General features: G+C 47.8%; 16 protein-coding genes. 1 reads left to right on the top strand and 15 read right to left on the bottom strand.

From position 1 onward, the window contains the following. Positions 1-353: 353 nt before the first annotated feature. The 15 genes from icmF to speE all read right to left on the bottom strand — a co-directional run bounded on the left by icmF (position 354) and on the right by speE (position 21341). Entirely contained in the window at positions 354-3608 is a 3255-nt protein-coding gene (icmF, locus tag BEP19_RS13975) for a fused isobutyryl-CoA mutase/GTPase IcmF (protein WP_120190522.1), read from the bottom strand. Positions 3609-3642: 34 nt separating this feature from the next. Further along, the gene (locus BEP19_RS13970; protein ID WP_120190521.1) at positions 3643-4275 is read right to left on the bottom strand and encodes a TetR/AcrR family transcriptional regulator; all 633 of its coding nucleotides are present in this window, start codon (positions 4273-4275) and stop codon (positions 3643-3645) included. Positions 4276-4308: 33 nt separating this feature from the next. Further along, a complete protein-coding gene (locus tag BEP19_RS13965) occupies positions 4309-5451 on the bottom strand; it encodes an acyl-CoA dehydrogenase (protein WP_120190520.1) in 1143 nt (380 codons plus the stop codon). Next, positions 5448-6605 (bottom strand): acyl-CoA dehydrogenase, encoded by a 1158-nt coding sequence (locus BEP19_RS13960; protein WP_120190519.1) that lies wholly within the window; start codon positions 6603-6605, stop codon positions 5448-5450. Before BEP19_RS13960 ends, BEP19_RS13965 begins: the two co-directional genes overlap by 4 nt. Positions 6606-6632: 27 nt before the next feature. Next, positions 6633-7487 carry a 3-hydroxyacyl-CoA dehydrogenase family protein gene (locus BEP19_RS13955; protein WP_120190719.1) on the bottom strand — a complete coding sequence of 285 codons (855 nt, stop codon included), beginning with the start codon at positions 7485-7487 and terminating at the stop codon, positions 6633-6635. A 20-nt stretch (positions 7488-7507) separates the two neighbouring features. Further along, a complete protein-coding gene (locus BEP19_RS13950) occupies positions 7508-8695 on the bottom strand; it encodes an acetyl-CoA C-acetyltransferase (protein ID WP_120190518.1) in 1188 nt (395 codons plus the stop codon). 21 nt (positions 8696-8716) lie between these two features. Then, positions 8717-10777 (bottom strand): (Fe-S)-binding protein, encoded by a 2061-nt coding sequence (locus tag BEP19_RS13945; protein WP_120190517.1) that lies wholly within the window; start codon positions 10775-10777, stop codon positions 8717-8719. Between the two features lie 278 nt (positions 10778-11055). Continuing rightward, positions 11056-12117 (bottom strand): DUF4179 domain-containing protein, encoded by a 1062-nt coding sequence (locus BEP19_RS13940; RefSeq protein ID WP_245983570.1) that lies wholly within the window; start codon positions 12115-12117, stop codon positions 11056-11058. Beyond that, a complete protein-coding gene (locus tag BEP19_RS13935) occupies positions 12101-12643 on the bottom strand; it encodes a sigma-70 family RNA polymerase sigma factor (RefSeq protein ID WP_245983568.1) in 543 nt (180 codons plus the stop codon). Before BEP19_RS13935 ends, BEP19_RS13940 begins: the two co-directional genes overlap by 17 nt. Positions 12644-13147: 504 nt before the next feature. Continuing rightward, the gene (gene kamA / locus BEP19_RS13930) at positions 13148-14563 is read right to left on the bottom strand and encodes a lysine 2,3-aminomutase (protein WP_120190516.1); all 1416 of its coding nucleotides are present in this window, start codon (positions 14561-14563) and stop codon (positions 13148-13150) included. A 564-nt stretch (positions 14564-15127) separates the two neighbouring features. Then, positions 15128-16540, bottom strand: coding sequence for a sigma-54 interaction domain-containing protein (locus tag BEP19_RS13925; RefSeq protein ID WP_281269301.1), 1413 nt, complete (start codon positions 16538-16540; stop codon positions 15128-15130). Between the two features lie 547 nt (positions 16541-17087). After that, the gene (argS, locus tag BEP19_RS13920; RefSeq protein ID WP_120190514.1) at positions 17088-18758 is read right to left on the bottom strand and encodes an arginine--tRNA ligase; all 1671 of its coding nucleotides are present in this window, start codon (positions 18756-18758) and stop codon (positions 17088-17090) included. Next, on the bottom strand, positions 18736-19152 hold the full coding sequence (locus BEP19_RS13915) for a YwiB family protein (RefSeq protein WP_170145376.1): 417 nt from the start codon (positions 19150-19152) through the stop codon (positions 18736-18738). The genes argS and BEP19_RS13915 overlap by 23 nt, the downstream gene beginning before the upstream one ends. Before the next feature lie 467 nt (positions 19153-19619). Continuing rightward, positions 19620-20489: an agmatinase gene (speB, locus tag BEP19_RS13910; RefSeq protein WP_120190512.1), complete on the bottom strand. Its 870-nt coding sequence runs from the start codon at positions 20487-20489 to the stop codon at positions 19620-19622. A gap of 21 nt (positions 20490-20510) precedes the next feature. Then, positions 20511-21341: a spermidine synthase gene (speE, locus tag BEP19_RS13905; protein WP_120190511.1), complete on the bottom strand. Its 831-nt coding sequence runs from the start codon at positions 21339-21341 to the stop codon at positions 20511-20513. 198 nt (positions 21342-21539) lie between these two features. Between speE and BEP19_RS13900 the strand changes: the two genes are divergently transcribed. Next, a complete protein-coding gene (locus tag BEP19_RS13900; RefSeq protein WP_425452778.1) occupies positions 21540-23576 on the top strand; it encodes a transglycosylase domain-containing protein in 2037 nt (678 codons plus the stop codon). Positions 23577-23584: the final 8 nt, after the last annotated feature.

The following is a 23584-nucleotide window of genomic DNA, read 5'->3' as shown; positions in this document are numbered from 1 at the left end:
TGACGTTGCGGGGATTTTGGGGGTGGAGCTGGACGGGCGGGGGAAGATTCGGAATTAAGCGGAGTTTCTCCTGCTAAAATGGGGAGATCGGCAAATCTGGGCGGGAACGCGGGAATATCTCGGATTTAAGCGGAGTTTCTCCTGCTAAATTTGGAAAATCGGAAAATCTGGACGGGAACGTGGGAATATCTCGGATTTAGGCGGAGTTTCTCCTGTTAAATTTGAGAAATCGGTAGATCCGAGAGGGAATGCGGGAGATTCCCGGATTTAAGCGGAGTTTCTCCTACTAAAACTAGGAGCCCTACCTGCATCCCCTATCCCCTACCCGCCCACCTCATTCGCGCCCTTGCCGCTTACATATTGCGCCGGTATTTTCCGCCCACTTCATAAAGCGCTTCGGTAATTTGACCGAGTGAGGCGACTTTGACCGTTTCCATTAATTCCGCGAAAATATTTTCTCCCGAGCGGGCGACTATTTTCAACCGCTCCAAGGCAGCTGGGGCCTCCTCTTGATGCTGTTCCCAAAAAGCATGCAGGTTTCGAATTTGGAGCTGCTTTTCCGCTTCGGTGGAGCGAGCCAGCTCAATTTCATAATCGTCATCGGAGGCGTTTGGATTGATAAACGTGTTGACGCCGATGATCGGCAGTTCACCCGTATGCTTCTGATGCTCATAATAAATCGATTCGTCCTGAATTTTGCCGCGCTGATATTGTGTTTCCATCGCTCCGAGCACTCCACCGCGATCGTTGATGCGCAAAAACTCGATCAACACCGCCTCTTCGACAAGATCAGTCAATTCTTCAATAATAAAAGCGCCTTGCAACGGGTTCTCATTTTTAGCTAGGCCGAATTCGCGATTGATGATCATTTGGATCGCCATCGCGCGACGGACTGAACTTTCGGTTGGTGTCGTGATCGCTTCATCATACGCGTTTGTATGCAACGAGTTGCAATTGTCATAGATTGCGACCAGCGCTTGCAATGTCGTGCGGATGTCATTAAACGCCATTTCTTGGGCATGCAGCGAACGGCCTGATGTTTGCACATGGTATTTCAGTTTTTGACTGCGTTCATTGCCGCCGTATTTATATTTAATGACCGTGGCCCAAATGCGACGAGCGACCCGACCGAGCACGGTATATTCGGGGTCCAACCCATTACTGAAAAAGAAAGAAAAGTTAGGCGCGAAATCGTCAATTTGCATGCCGCGACTTAAATAATATTCGACATAGGTAAAACCATTAGCCAAGGTAAAAGCCAGCTGCGAAATGGGATTCGCCCCCGCCTCGGCAATGTGATAGCCGCTGATACTGACAGAATAGTAGTTGCGCGCGTTTTGATCGATGAAGTATTGTTGAATGTCGCCCATCATTCTTAGAGCGAATTCAGTGGAAAAAATGCACGTGTTTTGCCCCTGGTCCTCTTTTAAAATATCGGCTTGCACCGTGCCGCGGACGACATGTAATGTAACCGCTTTGATCTCCGCATACTCCGCCTCCGTTGGCTCGCGTCCATGTTCCTCGATAAAACGATCAACTTGCTGATCGATGGCCGTGTTCATATACATCGCCAACAAAATCGGAGCCGGGCCGTTGATCGTCATGGAGACGCTCGTTGACGGATCGCACAAATTGAACCCCGCGTACAACCTTTTCATATCGTCCAATGTGCAAACGTTGACGCCACTGTTTCCAATTTTCCCATAAATATCTGGGCGTGTGTCAGGATCATGCCCATATAAGGTGACACTATCAAATGCGGTCGACAATCGTTTCGCCTGTTCCCCCTCGCACAAAAAGTGAAAACGGCGATTCGTTCGCTCAGGTGTTCCTTCTCCGGCAAACATACGCTTGGGGTCTTCGTTTGTCCGTTTAAAGGGGAACACACCCGCTGTATAAGGAAAAAAGCCAGGCAGGTTTTCTTGCATCGCCCACCGCAGGATCTCGCCCCAATCCTCAAACTTAGGCAAGCTGAGCTTTGGGATTTTCGTGCCTGACAACGATTCCGTAAACAATTCAGTGACCACCTCGCGACCCCGAAAGGCGCTGACTAACTGATCTTGACTATACGCTTCGCGACGGGCAGGCCACTCATCTAGGAACTGCTTCCACTCAGGGTCCAACTTTTTCTCATAAAAAGCGATCTGCTCCTCACATTTGGCAACAAAGTTAGCATCATCCGCAACGAGTGATTTCACACCGCGCAATTGAAAAAGTTTGCGGGCAACATCGACCTGCTGTTTGATGAACGCTTGATAGTCGCGGACCGCCGCCACAATCTCCCCTAGATAATGAGCCCGCCCCGCAGGAATGACAACGTATTGCTGGCTCCCCTTTGGGTGTATCAAATCCAATCCCGTCGCCCAGCTTCCTCCACACTTAGCCTCGACAGCTTCCATTAAATGAGCGAATAAAACATCGGTTCCGTGATCATTAAACTGGCTTGCCATCGTCCCAAAAATGGGCAGATGCGCATCAGCGACGCTAAACAATCCACGTGACCGTTTATATTGCTTGCGCACATCACGCAAGGCGTCCTCCGAACCGCGGCGTTCGAATTTATTGATCACGATCACGTCGGCAAAGTCGATCATTTCAATCTTTTCCAGCTGTGTCGCCGCGCCAAACTCACTCGTCATCACGTACATCGACACATCCACCAAATCCACAATCCCTGCATCCCCTTGACCGATCCCGCTCGTTTCAACGATGATAAAATCGTAACCCGCTGCTTTCACGACGTTGATTGCGTGACTTGTCGCTAAACTCAATTCTGTTCGCGAACCGCGCGTCGCCAAACTACGCATATACACGCGCGGATGATGGACCGCGTTCATCCGAATCCGATCGCCTAGCAGCGCCCCGCCTGTTTTTTGCTTCGTCGGATCGACCGACAAGACAGCGATCGTTCGCTGCGGATACTGCTGTAAAAAACGGCGAACCAACTCATCTGTAAGCGTGCTTTTGCCCGCTCCGCCCGTGCCCGTTATTCCCAAGACTGGGGTAGACGAGGCCTGTTTTTTCAACTTCCGCAAGGCGGCTTGTAAATCTGCGTTTTCCTCCGCCCCGCGCTCAACACTGTCCTCCGCGAACGTGATTAAGCGCCCGATCGCCCCGACATCTTTTTGTTGGAGCAACGCTACATCACGGGCCATTTGCTTCGGTGTCGGCTGATCAGACTCCTGAACCATCTGATTGATCATCCCTTGCAAGCCAAGCTCTCGTCCATCATCCGGAGAAAAAACTTTTGCGATTCCATAGGCATGCAGTTCTTTTGCCTCGGAAGGAATGATGACCCCGCCGCCGCCCGCAAAAATCCGAATATGATCCGCTTCTTTTTCACGCAATAGGTCCTTCATATATTTCAAAAACTCGACATGACCGCCTTGATAGGAGCTGATCGCAATGCCTTGAACATCCTCTTGGATCGCGGCGGCAACAATTTCTTCGACGGATCGATTATGCCCCAGATGAACGACTTCCACGCCAGACGCTTGCAACATGCGCCGAATGATGTTGATCGACACGTCATGTCCATCAAACAAAGCGGCGGCGCTCACAAAGCGCACATGGTGTTGCGGTCGATAAACTTCTGTTTTTTGCGCCAATCCCGCTTGCCCCCTTTTCACCCTAATTACCAGCTTACGCTTCCACTCGCAATCCGCCAAACAGCAAATTCGTTTGCATTTCGATATATTCAGCGAGCGAGTAGCGTTGGCGTAAAGCCCAACGACGGAACACCCACATTTCCCCCAAAATAACGATGTTGTGAGCCATTAATCTAATGGAATGGGAGTCGAGACGCAGCGATCCATCGTTAATCGCCCGCTGTAACATCTCTTCAAATATTTCCGTAATGCGGCTTTCGCGTTGCAACACATACCGCATCGGTTCGCGCGGCAACGATTTAATCTCTTGGTAAATCAACAGCACTTTATCATCGACTTCATCCATCACATGCAGAAAATCGCTAATCGCTTGCCGCAGCGTCTCGGCCCCATTGTTTGACTCGACCAGTGCCTGCTCCATCTTTTTCTCGACTTCAGTATGAATCGATTCACACACGAGATAGAGTACGTCTTCCTTTGATTGGATGTATTCATACAACGTCCCGATACTGAACCCGGACGCTTTGGCAATTTCACGGGTGGTCGTCTTGTGAAATCCTTTAGAGATAAATAACCCGACAGCCGCTTCTACAATTTGTTCGCGTCTTTTTTGCACCAATTTTGGATCTTTCACTAAAGATGGGATCGACCTTTTTTTAGCTTGCAATGTTCTCCTCCTATAAATTGACTGAGCGTTAGCTCAATCTTTTAATAAATGATTAGCGATAACGAGCCGTTGGATCTCATTGGTTCCTTCGTAAATCTGAGTGATTTTCGCGTCGCGCATAAAGCGTTCGACGGGATATTCTCGCGTGTAACCATATCCTCCAAAAACTTGCACCGCTTCAATCGTCACTTCCATCGCGATATCGCCTGCAAATAGTTTGGACATCGCGGATTGTAAACCGTAAGCCAGCCCTCGATCCTCCCGCCATGCCGCCTGATACGTGAGGAGTCGAGCCGCTTCGATTTTAGTCGCCATGTCAGCGAGTTTAAATTGGATGGCTTGATGTTTGGCGATCGGTCTGCCAAATTGAACCCGTTCTTGCGCGTATTCCAACGCATGGTCGAATGCCCCTTGCGCGATCCCGAGCGCTTGCGCGGCAATGCCGTTGCGACCGCCGTCAAGTGTCATCATCGCTATCTTAAAACCGTCACCCACTTGACCTAGCAGATTCTCCGCAGGCACCCGACAGTTTTCGAGAATCACTTCTGTCGTCGATGAAGAGCGGATCCCGAGTTTTTTCTCCAGCTTGCCAACTTTAAAACCCGAAAACCCCTTTTCCAAAATAAAGGCGGCAATCCCGCGGTGTTTTTTGGCAGGATCCGTTTGCGCAAAAACGAGAAAGATATCGGCATCAGCCCCATTTGTTATGAATATTTTAGAACCGTTTAACACCCACTCCGCGCCATCCTGTTCCGCCGACGTTTTCATCGCCGCCGCATCAGATCCTGAGCCCGCCTCGGTCAAGCCATACGCGCCCATGCTTTTCCCTTCGGCCATCGCTCGCAAATACGTTTGCTTTTGTTGTTCATTACCAAACGCGTAGATCGGCCAGCCAGCTAACGAAGTGTGAGCGGATAAGGTCACACCGACCGACGCATCGATGCGAGACAATTCTTCAACAGCGATCACATAACTAAGATAATCAGCGCCCGCGCCACCGTACTTTTCAGGCCAGGGAATCCCGCACAACCCCAAATCAGCCATCTTCCGCCAAAGGGTCATATCCCACTGTTCCGTCTCATCTCGTTCCGCCGCGCTTGGGCCGCATACCTGCTCGGCAAATTCGCGGACGACCTTTTGCATCATTTGGTGTTCTTCCGATAAGCCAAAATTCATCCGTTCCCGCCTCCCTTTTCTAGCAAGTGTCGAGCAATCACGAGTCGCTGAATCTCATTGGTTCCTTCATAGATTTGGGTCACTTTCGCGTCGCGAAACAACCGTTCAACAGGGTAGGCTCGCGAGTAACCGTATCCGCCAAAAATCTGAACCGCTTCGACTGCCGCTCGCATCGCGGTATCTGTCGCGAAACGTTTGGCCATCGCCGCTTCTTTTCCGCAACGAAAGCCCTGATCACGCAACGCCGCCGCTTGGTAAACGAGCATTTTAGCGGCTTCTGTTTGGGTCGCAATATCGGCCAGCTTGAATGAAATCGCTTGTTGGCTCGCGAGCGGTTGCCCAAATTGGACCCGCTGCTTGGCGTAATGCAAGCCATGTTCCAATGCGGCTTCGGCAATCCCTAACGCCTGAGCGGCAATCCCGATTCGACCCACATCAAGGTTGGCTAAGGCGATTCGAAATCCTTCCCCTTCGGCCCCTAACCGATTTTCAACAGGCACCCGCGCGTTTTCAAAAATAAGTTCGGCCGTGTTGGAACCGTACAGCCCCATTTTTTTCTCCATCTTGCCCACTCTGAAACCTGGCGTATCCGCCTCAACGATAAAAGCGGTAATTCCGCGCGTCCCTTTGCTGCGATCAGTGACAGCAAACGTAACATACGTTTCAGCCACGCCCGCATTTGTAATAAAAATTTTAGTACCGTTTAATATATAATAATCGCCATTCATCGTTGCCGTTGTCCGCATGTTTGCCGCATCAGAACCCGAACTCGATTCGGTTAAAGCGAACGCCCCGACCGATTGACCGCTAGCCAACTTTGTCACGTAGGTTTGTTTTTGTTGTTCCGTCCCAAAATAAACGATCGGCTGTGTCCCAACCGAGGTGTGGACCGCTAGAATCACCCCGACCGCGGCGCTCACTTTTGAAATCTCCTGAATAGTCAGAATATATGACATAAAGTCGGACCCGAGACCGCCATATTTTTTTGGGATTGGAATACCGAGCAACCCTGTTCGCCCCATTTTACGGATGAGTTCAAGCGGAAATTGATCGGTCTGCTCCATTTGCTCGACAAGCGGGGCAAGCTCGGTTTGGGCAAACTCACGCGCCATATCACGCATTTGCTGTTGTTGTTTCGTAAAGTGGAAGTTCATAACAATTCGCTCCCCTCCATCGCTTACTCACTCATAGCTGTAAAAACCACGACCCGCTTTCCTGCCAAGCCAACCCGCTTTTACATAGTTACGCAAAAGGGGGCAAGGGCGGTACTTGGAATCGCCCAATCCGTGATGCAACGTTTCCATAATATAGAGGCAGGTGTCCAGACCGATCAGATCGGCTAACGCGAGGGGGCCCATTGGATGATTCATGCCCAACGTCATCACCTGATCGATCGCTTCCGCTGTCGCCACCCCTTCGTGAACGCAATAAACTGCTTCATTGATCATCGGCATCAGCACCCGATTGGAGACGAAACCAGGAAAATCGTTGACCTCAACCGCTGTTTTGTTCATTTGCAGGGCAAGTTGTTCAACTGCCTCCACCGTTTCATCGGACGTCCGCAACCCCCGGATCACCTCCACTAAGCGCATCACAGGGACAGGATTCATAAAATGCATGCCGATCACCTTCTCGGGTCGCTCCGTCTCCGCTGCGAGTTCGGTGATCGGTAACGAGGATGTGTTGCTCGCCAAAATGGTATGCGGCGGGCAGATCGTATCGAGCTGGCGAAACAGTTCCGCCTTCACATCCATCCGTTCCACAACCGCTTCAATGACAAGATCCGCTGCCTGCGCATCGTTTATATCGTCAGACAGGGTAATCCGCTCCAAAAGCTGCGCCGCTTGTTCCGCGCTCTGCCGTCCTTTTTCCACACTGCGAGCCAAATTTCGTTTAATCGTAGCCAATCCTTGTTGCGCCGCTTTCGTGTTCAGATCATACAATGTTGTTCGCATCCCCGCCTCAGCCGCAACGTGAGCAATTCCGCTGCCCATCTGACCTGCCCCGATCACCATCACATTTTGGATTGTTGTCATCGCCAATTTCCTCCTCCTTTCTACACTCCATTTACCTCAACTAAAATGGCATCTCCTTGGGCGGCTCCGCTGCAAATCGCGGCAATCCCCAGCCCACCGCCGCGACGTCGCAACTCATAGATCAATGTCATTAAAATGCGAGCCCCGCTTGCCCCCAACGGATGACCAAGGGCGATCGCCCCGCCGTTGACATTCACTTTTTCAGGATCCCAGCCAACCAACTGAGCGCTTGTCAACACAACGGCGGCAAACGCTTCATTCACTTCAAATAAGTCAATCTGTTCAAGCTGATAACCCGTTTTGAGCAATAACTTTTGAATCGCTAAACCTGGAGTCGTCGCAATGTAACGGGCTTGTTGACCAACCGCGGCATGACCGACAATCGTCGCTAACGGCTTGTTCCCTAACGCCCGCGCTTTTGCCTCGGACATCAGCGTCAACGCAGCGGCTCCGTCGTTAAGGCCTGGGGCATTCCCCGCGGTGACCGTGCCATCCGCGACGTAAATCGGTCGTAATTTCGTCAATGCTTCCAGATACGTATCCGCCCGCGGCGCTTCATCGGTATCAACGAGCAACGGTTCTCCTCTTCGTTGCGGAACGGAGACGGGAACAATCTCCTCTTTAAATTTTCCTTGTTCGATCGCTGCCGCCGCCCGCTGTTGACTGCGCAACGCCCACGCATCTTGCTCCGCCCGCGATATGTTGAATTCAGCGGCGACCGTACTACCGTGAACAGCCATATGCGCTTGTTCGAACGCGCACGTTAACCCGTCACCGATCATCAAATCTTGCAATTCGACATGACCCATACGCGCCCCCCAACGGGCGGAGGGCAAGGCAAAAGGAACGTTGCTCATGCTTTCCATGCCGCCTGCAACGATCACCTCGGCATCACCCGCGCGGATAATTTGATCGCCCATCGTCACCGCTCGTAACCCCGAAGCGCACACTTTGTTGATTGTTTCAGTCTGTGTTTCCCATGGTAAGCCCGCTTGGCGCGCGGCTTGCCGTGAAGGGATTTGGCCCGCCCCTGCTTGCAACACCATCCCCATGATGACTTCATCGACATGTTGACCGCTAAGGTCCGCTCGTCGCAACGCTTCTTGGATTGCAACAGCCCCTAAATCGACGGCAGACACCGATTTGAAACTTCCTCCAAACCGCCCAAAAGGTGTGCGAGCCGCGCTGACAATGACCGTTTTTGCCATCGAAAACGTTCCCCCTTTTTTCTATAACGCTTTTTCCACGATCTCTGCGATGTCCAACGTTTTGACTTGTTGTTCCACGTCTTTCGCCTTCGTTCCGTCGCTGAGCATCGTTAAACAATACGGACAGTTACTGCCGATCGCTGTTGGATTGACGGCCAACGCTTGCTCGGTCCGCTCCTCATTCACGCGCGTCCCTTGTCGTTCTTCTAGCCACATCATGCCGCCGCCCGCCCCACAACACATCGAGTCGTCTCGATTGCGTTCCAATTCAAGCAGATGAACCCCTGGCACCGCCCGCAAAATTTCTCGGGGAATATCATAAATTTCGTTGTAGCGACCGAGGTAACACGAGTCGTGATAGGCGACCTGTTCCTCCACCGTTTTCGTCAACTTTAAGCGCCCTTCCTTGAGCCACTGAAGGATTAATTCCGTATGATGATACACTTCCGCTTTCAATCCAAACTCTGGATACTCATGTTTAAACGTGTTGTAAATGTGCGGGTCAATCGTGATAATTTTCGTTACATTATATTTCTGCAAGATGGCGATATTTTCTTCTGCTAACTGCTGGAACAAAAACTCGTTGCCCATCCGACGAGCCGTATCTCCCGAGTTGCGTTCCTCGTTGCCTAAAATCGCAAACGTGACCCCAGCCGCATTCATGATTTTAGCCAGGGATTGGGCAATTTTTTGACTGCGTTGATCGAACGAACCCATCGAACCGACCCAAAATAAGTAGTCAAATTGGTCAATTTCTTGGACCGTTGAGACCTCAATATCCTCCCGTTGCTCCCGCCAGTTGATCCGCTCGCGGCGGCTGATCCCCCATGGATTGCTTTGCCGCTCCACATTTTGAAAATAACGAGCCGCCTCTGATGGCATTTGCCCTTCTGTTAAAACGAGATGACGACGCAGATCAATCACCATTTCCACATGTTCGTTGGCAACCGGGCATTGATCTTCACAATTGCGACAGGTCGTGCAAGCCCACAACTCCTCTTCGGTGATCACATCTCCGATTAAATTCACGTTAAATGTTTGGCGAGCATTCTTTGCTTTGGCCAGTTGGGTTGCCGTCGTCTGCTGAAACGCAAATTCAGGCAGCCAAGGACTCCGCGACGTTATCGCCGCCCCTTTTTCCGTTAAGTGATCCCTCATTTTGACGATGAGTTCCATCGGTGACAGTGTTTTTCCCGTATGAGAGGCGGGACAACTGTTCGTACAACGACCACATTCCACACAAGCGTATAAATCGATCAGCTGGTTTTGTCGGAAATCTACGATTTGACCGACTCCATACGTTTCCAATGTTTCATCAGAAAAGTCGATCGAGGTCAGTTGACCAGCTGGCTTTGTGTCGCGGATCGCAATGTTGATTGGGGCGAATAAAATATGGGCGTGTTTCGATTGCGGGACATAAACAAGGAAGGAAAGGAGGATGAGCAGGTGAACCCACCAAAAGAAATAAAATAGAACGGCTGCTGTCGTCACGCTAACGCTCGAGAATAGAGTGGCGAGCAACGATGAGATGGGCGCATAAACGACGAAATTAGCCTGCTGTTGGACCTCTGCGAGTAACCACAGTCGTTCAAACGCTAAGGTAAAGAAAATAGATAGCATCAATGTAGATAAAAAGAAGACAACGAGCCCCGCTTTGAAACCCCTTTTTAAACGCGGCAGCTTTTCTATGTAGCGCCGATAAAAAGCGTAGCCAATTGCGACTAACACGAGGAAAGCCGTAATTTCTTGGGATAATTGAAAATACCGATGGGCCGCGCCGATCGGATACGAAAACCCTTTTAGGAAGCCTTTGAAAATAAGTTCAATCGCTCCCAATTGCAAAATGATAAAACCATAAAATAAGATCAGGTGCATGATTCCGCTTTTCGGATCTTTGAGCAACTTTTTGTGCCCGAAAACGTTTGCTAGGAACTCTTGCAATCGCTGTTTTATGTCTACTTTCAAATTTGCTTTACGACCAAGTTTGATGAACACGATTCGACTATATACAAGATGCGCGAACAAATAGACCGCATAACCGGTGACGATTAGGAAAGCGAGGAAGTGAATGAAAGCGAACAAATGCGAGTCCTCCTTTACTGCTATTTTATCGGTTATTGTTATTATATTAGCGATAGTGGGCAAAGATGAACGATCGTTCGCCCGCAATCGTTCGTCAAATTTCGAACATTCACTACATAGAACATACGATGCCCGACCTTTAAAAAGACCGAGATATTTTCTAGATTAAGTAATGGGGGATTAAATAGGGGGGAAAAAATCAACCTAGCGCCACGTTATGATGCGACACTAGGTTGAAAAATAGGACTACGTCAAATACTTAATTTACTTCATTTACCTTACTGCTCAATCTTCACTTTAAAAGATTTAAACTCAACAGGCTGCAAAGAATCTCCCTTAAATTCCAATTCCCTCGCTTCCCCATGTTCGTCAAACTCCACTCCGCCTCCGCTAGTTGGAAGAGCTAAATAAGGCGTAATGGTCAATTCCGTTACACCTGACTCGATGGGGTCAAACTTTTTATTGCTCTTATAAACCATTCGATCTTTAACACGTTCCCCGACGACACCGCCCGAATGATTTTTAATTTCGTTTCCGTCTTGATCTTCCATTCGGAATTCGAAAGCATCTGCTCGGCTCATTACAAAATCTGTGTCTTTTTCCGAACTCTCATAGGATATACCAACGCCCGTTGCGCTTACCGCTAATTCTTGGACCGTAAGATCAATCCCGTCAACATGTTGTGAATGATGAATAGGAATTTTAATCATATCCGTTATCTTTTTAATAGGCGTTGAGAAGTACCATCTTTCTCCGCGGCTACCATTGAGAACCAACCCTAGTTCGAATGTATCTGGCATTTCTTCAGTAACACTTATTTGTTGAATGGCAGTCCTAGTGGTTGGCGTTAAGATCTCTTCCTTATATCCGCCGCCCCCAGCACTGGGGATCTCTCCATTAATTGTGAAGTCCATCCAGGACATAAAGCGTTCATCCAGCTCTTGCTCTGACTCAATTTGTAGACCTATCGCAATTTCATTTTGATCATACAAAATTTCATCTAATGTCACGGAAATACCATTGACTGTCTGAGTCTCTCCAATTTTGCTTGTTAAGCCCTTTTTTTGAGCTTGCTGCAATCCGATTAGGTTAGAATCACCAAACACCGATCCGATAATAGGCAACTGAGCTAAACTATTTGCAAATGCTGGGGATACGTACGAAGAGCCTATCAGCAGTCCAATTGCGGCGACCGTCGCGCCAGCCATATAAAAAAGTGGTTTTCGTTTCTTAGGCCGCTTTTGATTTTCCGCTTGTTGAATGCCCCTAGAAATCGCGGTCCGCACCTCATCCTTCGGAAAATCCGTTTCATTCCGATCCATGTTAAATGACTTGTTCACGACAATCGGCTCTCCTTTCCATTTCCTCTCTCAATTGTTTTTTCCCACGATGTAAATATGTTTTTATCGTCCCAACTGGTTTTTCCATCACCTCTGAAATTTGCTTAATCGGTAAATCTCGATAATAAAATAAAATCAACGCCGTTTGATAAGACGGATTTAATTGTGATAGCATCTCTGTTAATTCGGTTGAATGATTGATTTCATCTGTGTGATGTTCTAACTTTTTCAACAATTCCTCTTCTTCAAAAGGAATCATTCTCTGCCTCTTATTTAGCAAACGATAACACTCGTGAATGAGAATGCGAATTAACCAGGTTGAAAAAAAATCCGGTTGCTTTAACTGCTTGATTGATAGGTAAGCCTTACATACAGCTTCTTGGATCGCATCCAACGCATCTTCTTTTTGAACTGTGTAAGATAGCGCCGTATAGTATAATTTCTCTTCCTCCGAATAAAGCAGTTGTTCAAAGGCTTCCTTGTCCCCCGCAATCGCGCGCTTTACGGTATGTACATCATATTTCACCTTGTTTGACCTCCCTTCACTACTTAGAGCATTATACATAAGCAAAAGGTTTCAATTTGTTTTAGATTACTTCATTTCTCCAAACGATAAAGCGGTCCAATTATTATTACTGAATCACCAAAACATGAACGGTTCATTTTCACCGATTGTTAAGGTCTAATGCGCCATTACAACACAAGGATAACCATGCTTTCCAACTGTAAGGGTCGCGCGGACCGTTACAGAACCCGCAAACCGAGGCGCAGGCCATTTAACCGACTGTAAAGGTCTAATGCGCCATTACAACACGAGGATAGCCATGCTCTCCAACTGTAAGGGTCGCGCGGACCGTTACAGACATGGGTCTATCCCCCACGGATATCCCGCGCCTCCTACTCCCTCCTCAAGTCCACATTTTCAGCGCTTCGGACACTTACACGATCCCTCAATCCACGCGGTCAAGCCCATCCAAAAAAAAATAAAAGAGGGCTGCCCTTGCGGACAACCCTCTATCTTGCTCTTTTTTTATGATGAAGCTTTCATCTTATCTTCGCCAGTCTCTCTTTTCTTCGCTTCAGCTTTCATTTTTCGCTCGATCATTTGATCGCGCGTTTCTCTGCGGTCTTTGAGAGAGCTGTGATCTTCCTTACCTTCGTAGCTTTCGCGTTTGCTCATTCTATTAAGCTCTTGTGGCACGAGGTTGAATTTTTCGTCGTTCATCAACGCCGCGACACCCACATCCGTCTTCTTCTCTTTTTCACCGTACGCTTTTTCGAAATAAGCGTCCGCTTTGCCTGGTGTATATTCTTTCGGCTCTGGATAGCTCGTGATCACACCTTCAAAATTGCGCAGGACGACTTTATCTGGACTTTGCGAAATGATATAGTTCGGCTGCACCGCGATCTTTCCGCCACCGCCTGGGGCATCAACGACAAACGTTGGGACCGCGTAACCAGACGTATGACCGCGCAAGTTTTCCATGATTTCCAATCCTTTTGAAACAGGCACGCGGAAGTGTCCGATTCCTTCGGATAGGTCACACTGGTAGATATAGTACGGACGCACGCGAATTTTTACAAGATCGTGCATTAACTTTTTCATAATGTGGACACTATCGTTGATCCCCGCCAAAATAACCGATTGGTTTCCAAGCGGAACCCCAGCATTCGCCAGCATCTCGCACGCTTTAACTGCTTCAGGCGTAATTTCTAGGGATGTGTTAAAGTGCGTATTCACCCATACAGGATGATACTTTTTCAAAATATTGCACAGATTTTCTGTAATCCGTTGCGGGAATACGACCGGCGCTCTTGTTCCAATTCGAATAATTTCCACATGCGGAATCGATCGCAAGTTTTTAATAACATATTCTAAGATTCGATCATTTACTAACAAAGCGTCCCCACCTGATAGCAACACATCACGCACTTCAGGTGTTTGACGAATATAATCGATCGCGTCATCAAGCTGCTTTTTCGGCACACCCATTCCAACTTGACCGGAAAATCGGCGACGCGTGCAATAACGGCAGTACATGGAACATTGGTTTGTGACTAGGAATAACACGCGGTCCGGATAACGGTGGGTCAATCCTGGCACCGGGGAATCTTCATCTTCCTCCAATGGATCTTCCATATCATACTTTGTCTTCATAATTTCATCGGAAACAGGCACGGATTGCATGCGGATTGGGCACTCTGGATCATCTGCATCCATCAGAGACGCATAGTACGGGGTAATGTTCAACGGAATCGTTTGTGTAGAAATACGCACGCCTTCTTCTTCATCAGGGGTTAGATTTACGACCTTTTTCAAATCATCGACTGTGCGAATTGTGTTTGTTAACTGCCACATCCAGTCATCCCACTGCTCATCTGAAACATCCTTCCAAATCTCAATATCTTTCCAACTTCTCTTTGTTACGCTCATGTCTAAATTCATATCACTCATCATCCTCCAGGATAGTCAATTTATTTTTATTAAAAACGCTGAGTGGAAATGTTCGCATCTACTCTATATAACATGCAATAACCGCGCCAGGTTTACATATTTTACCAGCCATAGTTAATAATTAACCTGGGTCCTCACCACCTCCATCTAAATAGAGGTTAGAGTACCCAGGTTTCGCCTGATTATAGACTCACCTTAAACCATCGATAATTCCGATAGCCTACCCTTGGCCCGTTTGAGCCAAAAGGGATCCCAGTCTCCGCGATCGTTTTTCAATCCTGGCTCTCAGCTTGTTACTCAATCTCAAACAGCTAACAGAAATCCGCTTTTGAAAAAGCAATATCTTCAAAAACATACCCCTGCTCACCGTTGAAGCTTACTCACTGGATTTACTTCACGTTTCCCACATCAACTTTGTTTTGATAGTGTTTATTATACATGGGCTCCGTGGAGAGGACAAAAAGGCTCAGCGTCCATTTTCCAATTGCATCCATTCGATTCCTAGCTGAGGGCAGAACAACATGCCTATCCTTTTAATTTCTCGGATAAGCTCGTTTATTCTTCAGATTCCATTTTAGATAGCTTGTACTGGAGAGTCTGTCTGGGGATGCCTAATCGCTTCGCTGCTTGCAAAATATTCCCATCCGTTTCAGCAATCGCTTCGCGAATCATCCGTTCTTCGACTTGTTTGACAGCTTGGCGTAACGATAAATCTTTGAACCAATCCGATGACGTTGACTTGGAGGATGATGAGGTTCCAAACGGTTGTTGCTGAAAATGAGGCGGCAGATCTTGAATCCGAATCGTATCTTCATCCACTAAATTCATCGCCGCTTCAATCGTATGTTCCAATTCCCGCACGTTTCCTGGCCAATCGTACTGGAGAAATAACGTCTCCACTTCCGAATCAATCCCTGTGACCAACTTGCCAAAACGGTAGTTGAAACTTTTTATAAAGTGATCCGTTAGCAACGAAATGTCGTTCGGCCGTTCCCTTAAGGGAGGTATTCGAAAAGAGACAACATTTAAACGATAATACAAATCAGAACGCAAGCGATTTTCTTCGACAGCCTGCTGCGGATCTTCATTCATTGCGGCGATAATGCGAGCATCTACTTCTAGTTCAGTCGCCCCACCCACGCGTCGCACTCGGTTTTCTTGAATCACGCGCAACAGTTTTGTTTGCAGTTCCAACGGCATGCTATTGATTTCATCTAAAAACAACGTGCCGCCATCCGCCAATTCGAATAACCCTGGCCGATCTTCGGCGCCTGTAAAACTTCCCTTTCGCGTGCCAAATAAGATTCCCTCTAGTAAAGTCGCTGGAAGGGCCGCGCAATTTTGGGCAATAAAAGCGGATTCGCTGCGCGGGGAGGCGTTATGGATCGACTGGACGAGCAATTCCTTTCCCGTGCCTGTTTCACCCATAATTAAAACGGGCGAAGTCGTTTTAGCCGCTCGCGCGCCTAATTCCTTCAGCTGCTCCATATTTTCACTCTTAGAAATGAGATCAATGAATGTAAATTTTGTTCCATTATTGTTACGCGCCTGCTTTTTTTTCGATGGACGTTGATTTTTTGCCTGATTTTGAGCCATCTGCGCTTGCAGATCAACAAGCTTCTCCGATAGTTCCTGCACCCTGGACATATCTTTGGCTATTTCCACCGCTCCGACACACTGTCCATCAACGAATAACGGCAACGTGCTGTTAACCGTGACGACTTGTTTGCCGCGGATATTCATATAACGTTGATGCTGATTATAAATCGGCTCTTCCAGTTCGATCGCTTTTAGCAAGGTGCTCGTTTGTACATTTAATGAAGGGAAAATTTCTAATAGGTGCTTGCCTAACACTTCTTCTTGCTCTAACCCATCCAATTGGGCCGCAAATTGATTGTAGTAAATCGTATATCCTTGCGCATTGACCGCATGAATTCCCTCATCAATTGTTCCCAAAATAGCGGTCAATGTTTCTTTGCTAATCTCGATAATTCATTCGACCTCCTCGTAAAGTCGACTGCCTAAAATCAAGCACCTTATCGCCAGTTTTTAGGCATACATTTACTCTATAATGATTTGACGAAATAATCAAGGGGTGGATTGGTTGGACGGGAAGGCTAGGACGGTTTAGCGCGGCGTCCATAGTTGAGGAAACTCCAACTATGATGAGGATTTCCGATGAACACTCCATACTTAAGGGACGAAATTCCAACTATGGATCGATATTTGGGGGCACCCCCTCGGGCAAAATTCCAACGGGAGAAACGACCATTGGAATAAAACAGGCGACAGAGCTGTCGTTATAAAGGCCGCATTTCCCGTTGCAGAAAGATGGAATCGATTCCACGTTGATTTATCGTGATGCAACGGTCGTTTCTCCCGTTAGATCGCGCAAGTTGGTCTATGACGAATTGTAAGGGCGCATTTGACCGTTGCATCATCATCAACCTCCTTCTCACTAACAAACAAAAAAAGCAGGCATCAAAATGCCTGCTTTCCTCGCTGACTTTATTACTTACATCTTTTCGGGGGCGCTGACGCCTATCACGCGCAATGCGTTTTGCGTTGTAATTTGGACTGCTTGCAATAGGTTCAAGCGCGCTTTGCTTAGCTCCACATCTTCCGTGATGACGGGGGCCGCATTGTAAAAGCTATGGAAGATCGTCGCCAATTCATGAACGTAGCGAACGATGCGATGCGGCGCATAATGTTCGGCAGCAAGCGAAATTTCCTCTGGAAACTGACCGACTTTTTGCAACAACTCGACTTCTTTTTCCGAAATGAGCAAACTCAAGTCTGCCGCCTCTCGTTTCCAGCTCAACCCCTCTTCGTCGGCTCTTCGAAAAATACTACAAATACGAGCGTGGGCATATTGAACATAGAAAACAGGGTTTTCATTCGATTTGGAAACCGCAAGGTCCATGTCAAAATCAAGATGGGCATCTGAGCTTCTCATCGTGAAAAAGTAACGCACAGCATCGGTGCCGACTTCTTCCATTAATTCGCGCATCGTTACCGCTTTCCCCGTTCGCTTCGACATGCGGACCCGTTCACCGCCTTGATACAAGTTAACCATCTGGTTAATGATAACCTCAAGTTGATCCGCTGCATACCCGAGCGCTTGCATCGCCGCCTTCATCCGCGGAATGTAGCCGTGATGATCCGCCCCCCAGATATTGATCAACTTCGTGAACCCGCGCGCGAATTTATCCTGGTGATAAGCGATGTCTGGCGTTAAGTACGTATAACTTCCGTCATTTTTAATCAGGACGCGATTTTTATCGTCGCCAAAATCAGTTGATCGCAACCAAGTCGCGCCTTCTTCATCGTAAACGTAACCGCGTCCGCGCAGCTTGTCCACAATTTCAACGACTTCCCCTTTTTCATAGAGCGAGGTTTCGCTGAACCAAACATCGAACTCAACCCCAAAATCTTTTAAATCTTGCTTTAGTTTTTCTAATTCTTTTTCCAACCCGTATTCCCGGAAGAACTCAAAACGCTCGGACTCTTCCATATGAATATAGCGATCGCCTGCTTCGGCCGCTAACTGTTGACCAAATTCGATAATGTCCTCACCATGGTACCCATCTTCTGGCATCTCAGCGTCCATCCCTAACGCTTGCTTGTATCTCGCTTCAATCGAATAAGCAAGGTTAGCGATTTGATTACCGGCGTCATTAATGTAGTATTCGCGGCTGACATCATAACCGGCCATCGCCAATACATTACACAACGCATCTCCTACGGCAGCCCCGCGGGCATGTCCTAAATGAAGGCTCCCTGTTGGATTCGCGCTGACAAACTCGACTTGAATTTTTTCGTTTTGTCCGTCGGTCGTCGTCCCATAGCGATCGCCTGCTTCGATCACCTGCGGAATAATATCTGTTATATAAGAATGATCCATATAAAAGTTAATAAAACCGGGACCTGCGATTTCCACTTTTGCAACATGAGCCTGTCCAGCCCGAAACCGTTCAATAATCGCTTCCGCAATTTGACGAGGCGGCTTTCTCGCGATTTTGGTTAATTGCATCGCAATGTTCGTCGCGTAGTCACCATGCGCTTTTTCTTTTGGAATTTCCAGCACAAAGTTTGGAATTTGGCCCGATTCCGCCAGACCCGCTTCGATCGCCGCCTGTTTGATCTCTTCGACGATAGTCGCCTTAACTTTTTCTACTATATTCATCGTAATCCTCCATTTCCATCGTGACCTCATAGCGGCCCATATCATCACCATTTAACTTTAAACGGTAGCTAAGAAAAAACTGCCGGTCTTCCCAGCGAATTTCATCCGTTTTCGTTTCCATCTGCATCAGCCCATATGGGCTTTGATAATTCCCCTTCGTCGTCTGACCCGGCTTAAATTCCTGGCGCATCCGCACAGCTCCCGTTCGGGTGATCGTCGCCATGCCGTTTTGCAGTTTCACCGTTGTCGACACTTTTTGATTATCGCCCAAATCTTCCTGGTACACCAAGTTCCATCCTTCGGCTCTAGCGAAAAATTTCCCCTGGCAAATTTGTTCGAGCGACTGCCCTTGTTGCCTCATATTCGTTTGTATATTTATTTTCACTTGTTTCATTCCATCACGTCCTATATCCATCCTATTTTATGCATTTTTTTATGGAAAAACAAGCTTTGCTTGAGGCATATCGATCGATCCGTCCGAATAGAATGAACTTGTGACCGTTTTCAGCTAGCTAAAAAGAAGATTTGAGGGAATTTAAAAAAGGGAGGTCATGTCCTTGCAAAAGAATCTACGCGATTGCTGTATTTACTGCGGAGATGAGCTTTCAAAATGGGAGGCTATCCGTTGTCATTGTTGGAATTGCAATGACCTGATCTCCGACACGTACCACGAGGGCGAAGAATAATAGGGTGGGTCTCGAGCCGAATCGGATCGAGACCTTTTTTCGTACATAACGGCTTCTGCGGCGCGGGCTTTTACTAAACAATGTTGTGGGTGAGTAAAATGACTCGCCCACCCGCTCACTTACCAAAACAAGGGGCCCGAGTTATAAAATCGGGTCCCCCTTACTTCCAACTAACTTACTTAATAAAACTCAGCAACATTTCGCGGACGATTTTGGAAGCGACGATTTGCGTTTGCTCGCTCGGGTCATACACCGGGGCGACTTCGACGAGATCGCAGCCAACCACGTTGATGCCCGACTCCCCAATTGCATGGATCGAAGCGAGTAATTCCTTCGAAGTAATACCTCCCGCTTCCAATGTGCCTGTGCCCGGCGCCGCTGATGGGTCCAACACATCAATATCGACCGTTAAATAGACAGGCCTGTTCCCAAGCGTTGGCAACACTTTTTGCAACGGCGCCAACACGTCAAACTTAAACAAGTTCATATGTTTCTTCGCCCATTCAAACTCTTCTTTCGTGCCCGAGCGAATTCCGAATGAATACACATTTTTACCGCCGATTAAATCGCACGCCTTTTTGATTGGTGTCGCATGGGACAGTGGTTCCCCTTCATAATCGTCGCGCAAATCGGTGTGGGCATCGAAGTGCAAAATGACGAGGTCGGGATACTTTTTGTACATTTCTTGAATGATCGGCCACGAAACGAGGTGTTCGCCACCCAATCCAAGCGGAAATTTCCCGTCAGTGAGCGTTTGCCCGACAAACTCTTGAATCTGTTCTAACGCCCTCGATACATTCCCGAACGCTAACGGAATATCGCCCGCGTCATAATAATTGATTTCATCCAGTTCGCGGTCCACATACGGGCTATACTCTTCCAATCCGATCGACACTTCGCGAATCCGTCGGGGACCAAAACGAGAACCGGGACGGAAGCTCACCGTATAATCCATGGGCATTCCATAAATCACGACTTGCGCCCGTTCATAATCTTGTTGCGCTCCGATAAAAATATTTCCTGAATAAGCTTCATCAAATTTCATCGCGTATCTTCAGGCCCCTTCCTATTCAACGAGCGCCTTTACGAACTTCGGCAACACAAAACAAGCATGGTGCAGTTCAGGTGAATAATATTTCGTCGGTAGGTCTGGAATTTCTTCGACTTTCACCGCAAGCGGATCATATTTCTTAGAGCCAAGCGTAAATGTCCACATCCCAGACGGATAGGTCGGGATATTGGCAATGTACGTTCGCGTAACTGGGAAAATCTCGCGCACATCGCGACTCACTTTTTGAATCAGATCTGCTTTAAACCAAGGATTATCTGTCTGGGCGACAAACATTCCATCCTCTTTTAACGCTTCGTAAATCCCCTGATAAAATCCGCGTTCAAACAACGGCGCGGCAGGTCCAACCGGTTCGGTTGAATCGACCATAATCACATCGTACATATCTTTACTATTGATAATGTGCATGAATCCATCATCGACTTTCACTTCAACACGCGGATTATCGAGTTCGCAAGCGATTTCCGGTAAATATTTTTTTGAATACTCGATCACTTTGCCATCGATATCGACGAGCACCGCTTTTTCCACTTTGTCATGCTTCATAATTTCGCGGAGGACACCCCCATCCCCGCCGCCAACGACAAGCACCGCTTCTGGATTAGGGTGTGTGTTCAAAATCGGGTGAGCAACCATCTCGTGATACACAAATTCATCCACTTGCGTCGTCATCACCATGCCATCAAGCAGCAACATATTGCCAAACTCTTCCGTTTCAACCATGTCCAACTTTTGAAAGTCCGTCTGTTCAGTATGTAAAGTCTGGTTGACCCGCATCGTAATTCCAAAATGATCGGTTTGCTTTTCCGTAAACCAAAATCCCGCCATGATCATTCCTCTTTTCTGTCATTTTCCGCTTAGCTTAGGGTATGATTAGTGTTTATCTAACCTCTCATTATATTCGGTCGTTTTCTGAGTTGCAATATTCAATAGAAACAAGGTATAGAATGTAATAGACTGCCCAATAATGGAACTACCTATGCGATTATTTTTTTGAATTTTTATATAAAAAAAGGGGGCTGATTTTTGGAAGTGAACAGCATGGTCCCATTGCAAAAATTTCTTCGCTTTACGAGAAAGTTTTTCTTTTTCGGCTTTGTCGTTTCGGTGATTGGCTCGCTGCTGATCGGCCTGCTCATCCTTTACTTGCGATCTCAACCGTTGCCCCCGTCTGACATTGAACAAACGACTTCCATCTACGCCGAGGACGGACAATTGATCGATCGACTGTTCGGCGGGCAAAATCGCACGGTGGTCGAGCTGGAGCAAATCCCCGATCATCTCAAACAAGCAACGATTGCGATTGAAGATCGACACTTTTACAATCATCTCGGTTTTGACTTTAAGCGGTTAGGCAAAGCGGTTTTAGTCGATTTGCAACATATGGCGAAAGTGCAAGGCGCCAGTACGATTAGTCAACAGCTTGCCCGCAATTTGTATTTGACGTTAGATAAAACGTGGGAGCGTAAAATTAAAGAGGCGATCTTGACCGTCCAGTTGGAATTAAACTATTCAAAAGATCAATTACTCGACCTCTACCTTAATCAGATTTATTATGGACACGCGGCCTATGGAGCCCAAGCTGCCGCCCAAACCTACTTTGGAAAAGATGTTTCGGAATTATCGCTTGCCGAATCAGCCATGCTTGCGGGCGTGCCAAAAGGACCTGGTATTTATTCTCCTTACTTACATCTAGAAAACGCCAAAAGCCGTCAGCGTTCTGTGTTAAACGCGATGGTTGAGCAGGAATATATTACGAAGGAAGAAGCAGATCTTGCCTATGCTGAGGAAATCAAGTTGGTTGGACTCGTCCCCGCCTCGGAAAAGGTAATCGCCCCATATTTTCGCGATTACATTACCCAAGTGGCTAAAAAGAAATATGGATTATCAGACGATCAACTCGTCCACGGCGGCCTCAAGATTTACACCACATTAGACCCTGTCATGCAGCAAAAAGCGGAAGAAACGGTAGCGAAGCACATTCCAGAGGATCGACCGTTGCAAGCGGCGCTTGTGGCGATGGACCCGCAGACGGGGGCCATTCGAGCGATGGTAGGCGGTCGGGATTATAAGGAGAGTCAATATAACCGCGTATTCGCCAAACGACAACCCGGTTCTTCCTTTAAACCGTTTGTTTACCTAGCTGCGCTTGAAAATGGGTTTACGCCGATGACCGAATTCAAAAGCGAGCCGACTGTGTTTACCTATGGCAATGGCCAGCAATACACACCTAAAAACTACGGTAATTCTTACGCGAATGATTACATTACGCTGCGGACGGCAATCGCTAAATCCGATAATATTTATGCGGTAAAAACAAACATGCATCTCGGTCCTGAACAGGTCGTTGAAACCGCAAATCGGATCGGGATCCACTCCGAGCTTCAAGCGTTGCCATCACTCGCATTAGGAACGATTCCCGTTTCACCGATGGAAATGGCTGTTGGATATTCAACCATCGCCGCCCAAGGGGAAAAAGTGGAGCCCATCGCCATCTGGAAAATTGTTGACCAAGACGGCAACGTGTTAGCTGAGGAAAAGCCGAAAAAGACACGCGTCGCTGAAGCGGTTCCGACATTTCTTTTGACCGACCTGATGCTGTCTGTATTTGAAGACGGCGGAACTGGGTATCGCGTGGCGGAGCAACTGCAACGACCTGTCGCGGGCAAAACAGGCACGACCGATTACGACGCTTGGTTGGTCGGGTTTACGCCACAACTCACTTTATCGGTCTGGATGGGCTACGATGAAGGTACAAAAATGGATCCTGTTGATGATTCCCGCCTCACCGTGCCGCTTTGGGCTGATTTTATGGAACAAGCGTTAACGGATCAGCCGCCGCTATTGTTCCCTACGCCAGAAGGCGTACAGTCGGTCTACATTGATACGCAAAATGAAAAGCTAGCAAGCGCCCATTGTCCGACGCAAGAACTCGTTTATTTTGCGGCTGGAACGGAACCGTTGGAATATTGTACAGAACACGGACCCGCTGATCCACCAGCTAAGTCGCCTGGTGAAGGAGAAAAGAAGAAACCATTCTGGAAGCGAATTTTTAATCGATAGTTACTAGC

This window comes from Ammoniphilus oxalaticus (assembly GCF_003609605.1).
GTDB lineage: Bacteria > Bacillota > Bacilli > Aneurinibacillales > RAOX-1 > Ammoniphilus > Ammoniphilus oxalaticus.
Note: the sequence above shows the minus strand (reverse complement) of the source record. Positions and strands in the feature narration are given on the sequence as shown.

Excerpts from the sequence above, each read along its gene's own strand:
- BEP19_RS13965 (WP_120190520.1), bottom strand. The coding sequence starts at position 5,451 with ATGAATTTTGGCTTATCGGAAGAACACCAAATGATGCAAAAGGTCGTC.
- BEP19_RS13960 (WP_120190519.1), bottom strand. The coding sequence starts at position 6,605 with ATGAACTTCCACTTTACGAAACAACAACAGCAAATGCGTGATATGGCG.
- BEP19_RS13955 (WP_120190719.1), bottom strand. The coding sequence starts at position 7,487 with ATGACAACAATCCAAAATGTGATGGTGATCGGGGCAGGTCAGATGGGC.
- BEP19_RS13950 (WP_120190518.1), bottom strand. The coding sequence starts at position 8,695 with ATGGCAAAAACGGTCATTGTCAGCGCGGCTCGCACACCTTTTGGGCGG.
- kamA (WP_120190516.1), bottom strand. The coding sequence starts at position 14,563 with ATGAATTTAGACATGAGCGTAACAAAGAGAAGTTGGAAAGATATTGAG.
- argS (WP_120190514.1), bottom strand. The coding sequence starts at position 18,758 with ATGAATATAGTAGAAAAAGTTAAGGCGACTATCGTCGAAGAGATCAAA.
- BEP19_RS13915 (WP_170145376.1), bottom strand. The coding sequence starts at position 19,152 with ATGAAACAAGTGAAAATAAATATACAAACGAATATGAGGCAACAAGGG.
- speB (WP_120190512.1), bottom strand. The coding sequence starts at position 20,489 with ATGAAATTTGATGAAGCTTATTCAGGAAATATTTTTATCGGAGCGCAA.
- speE (WP_120190511.1), bottom strand. The coding sequence starts at position 21,341 with ATGGCGGGATTTTGGTTTACGGAAAAGCAAACCGATCATTTTGGAATT.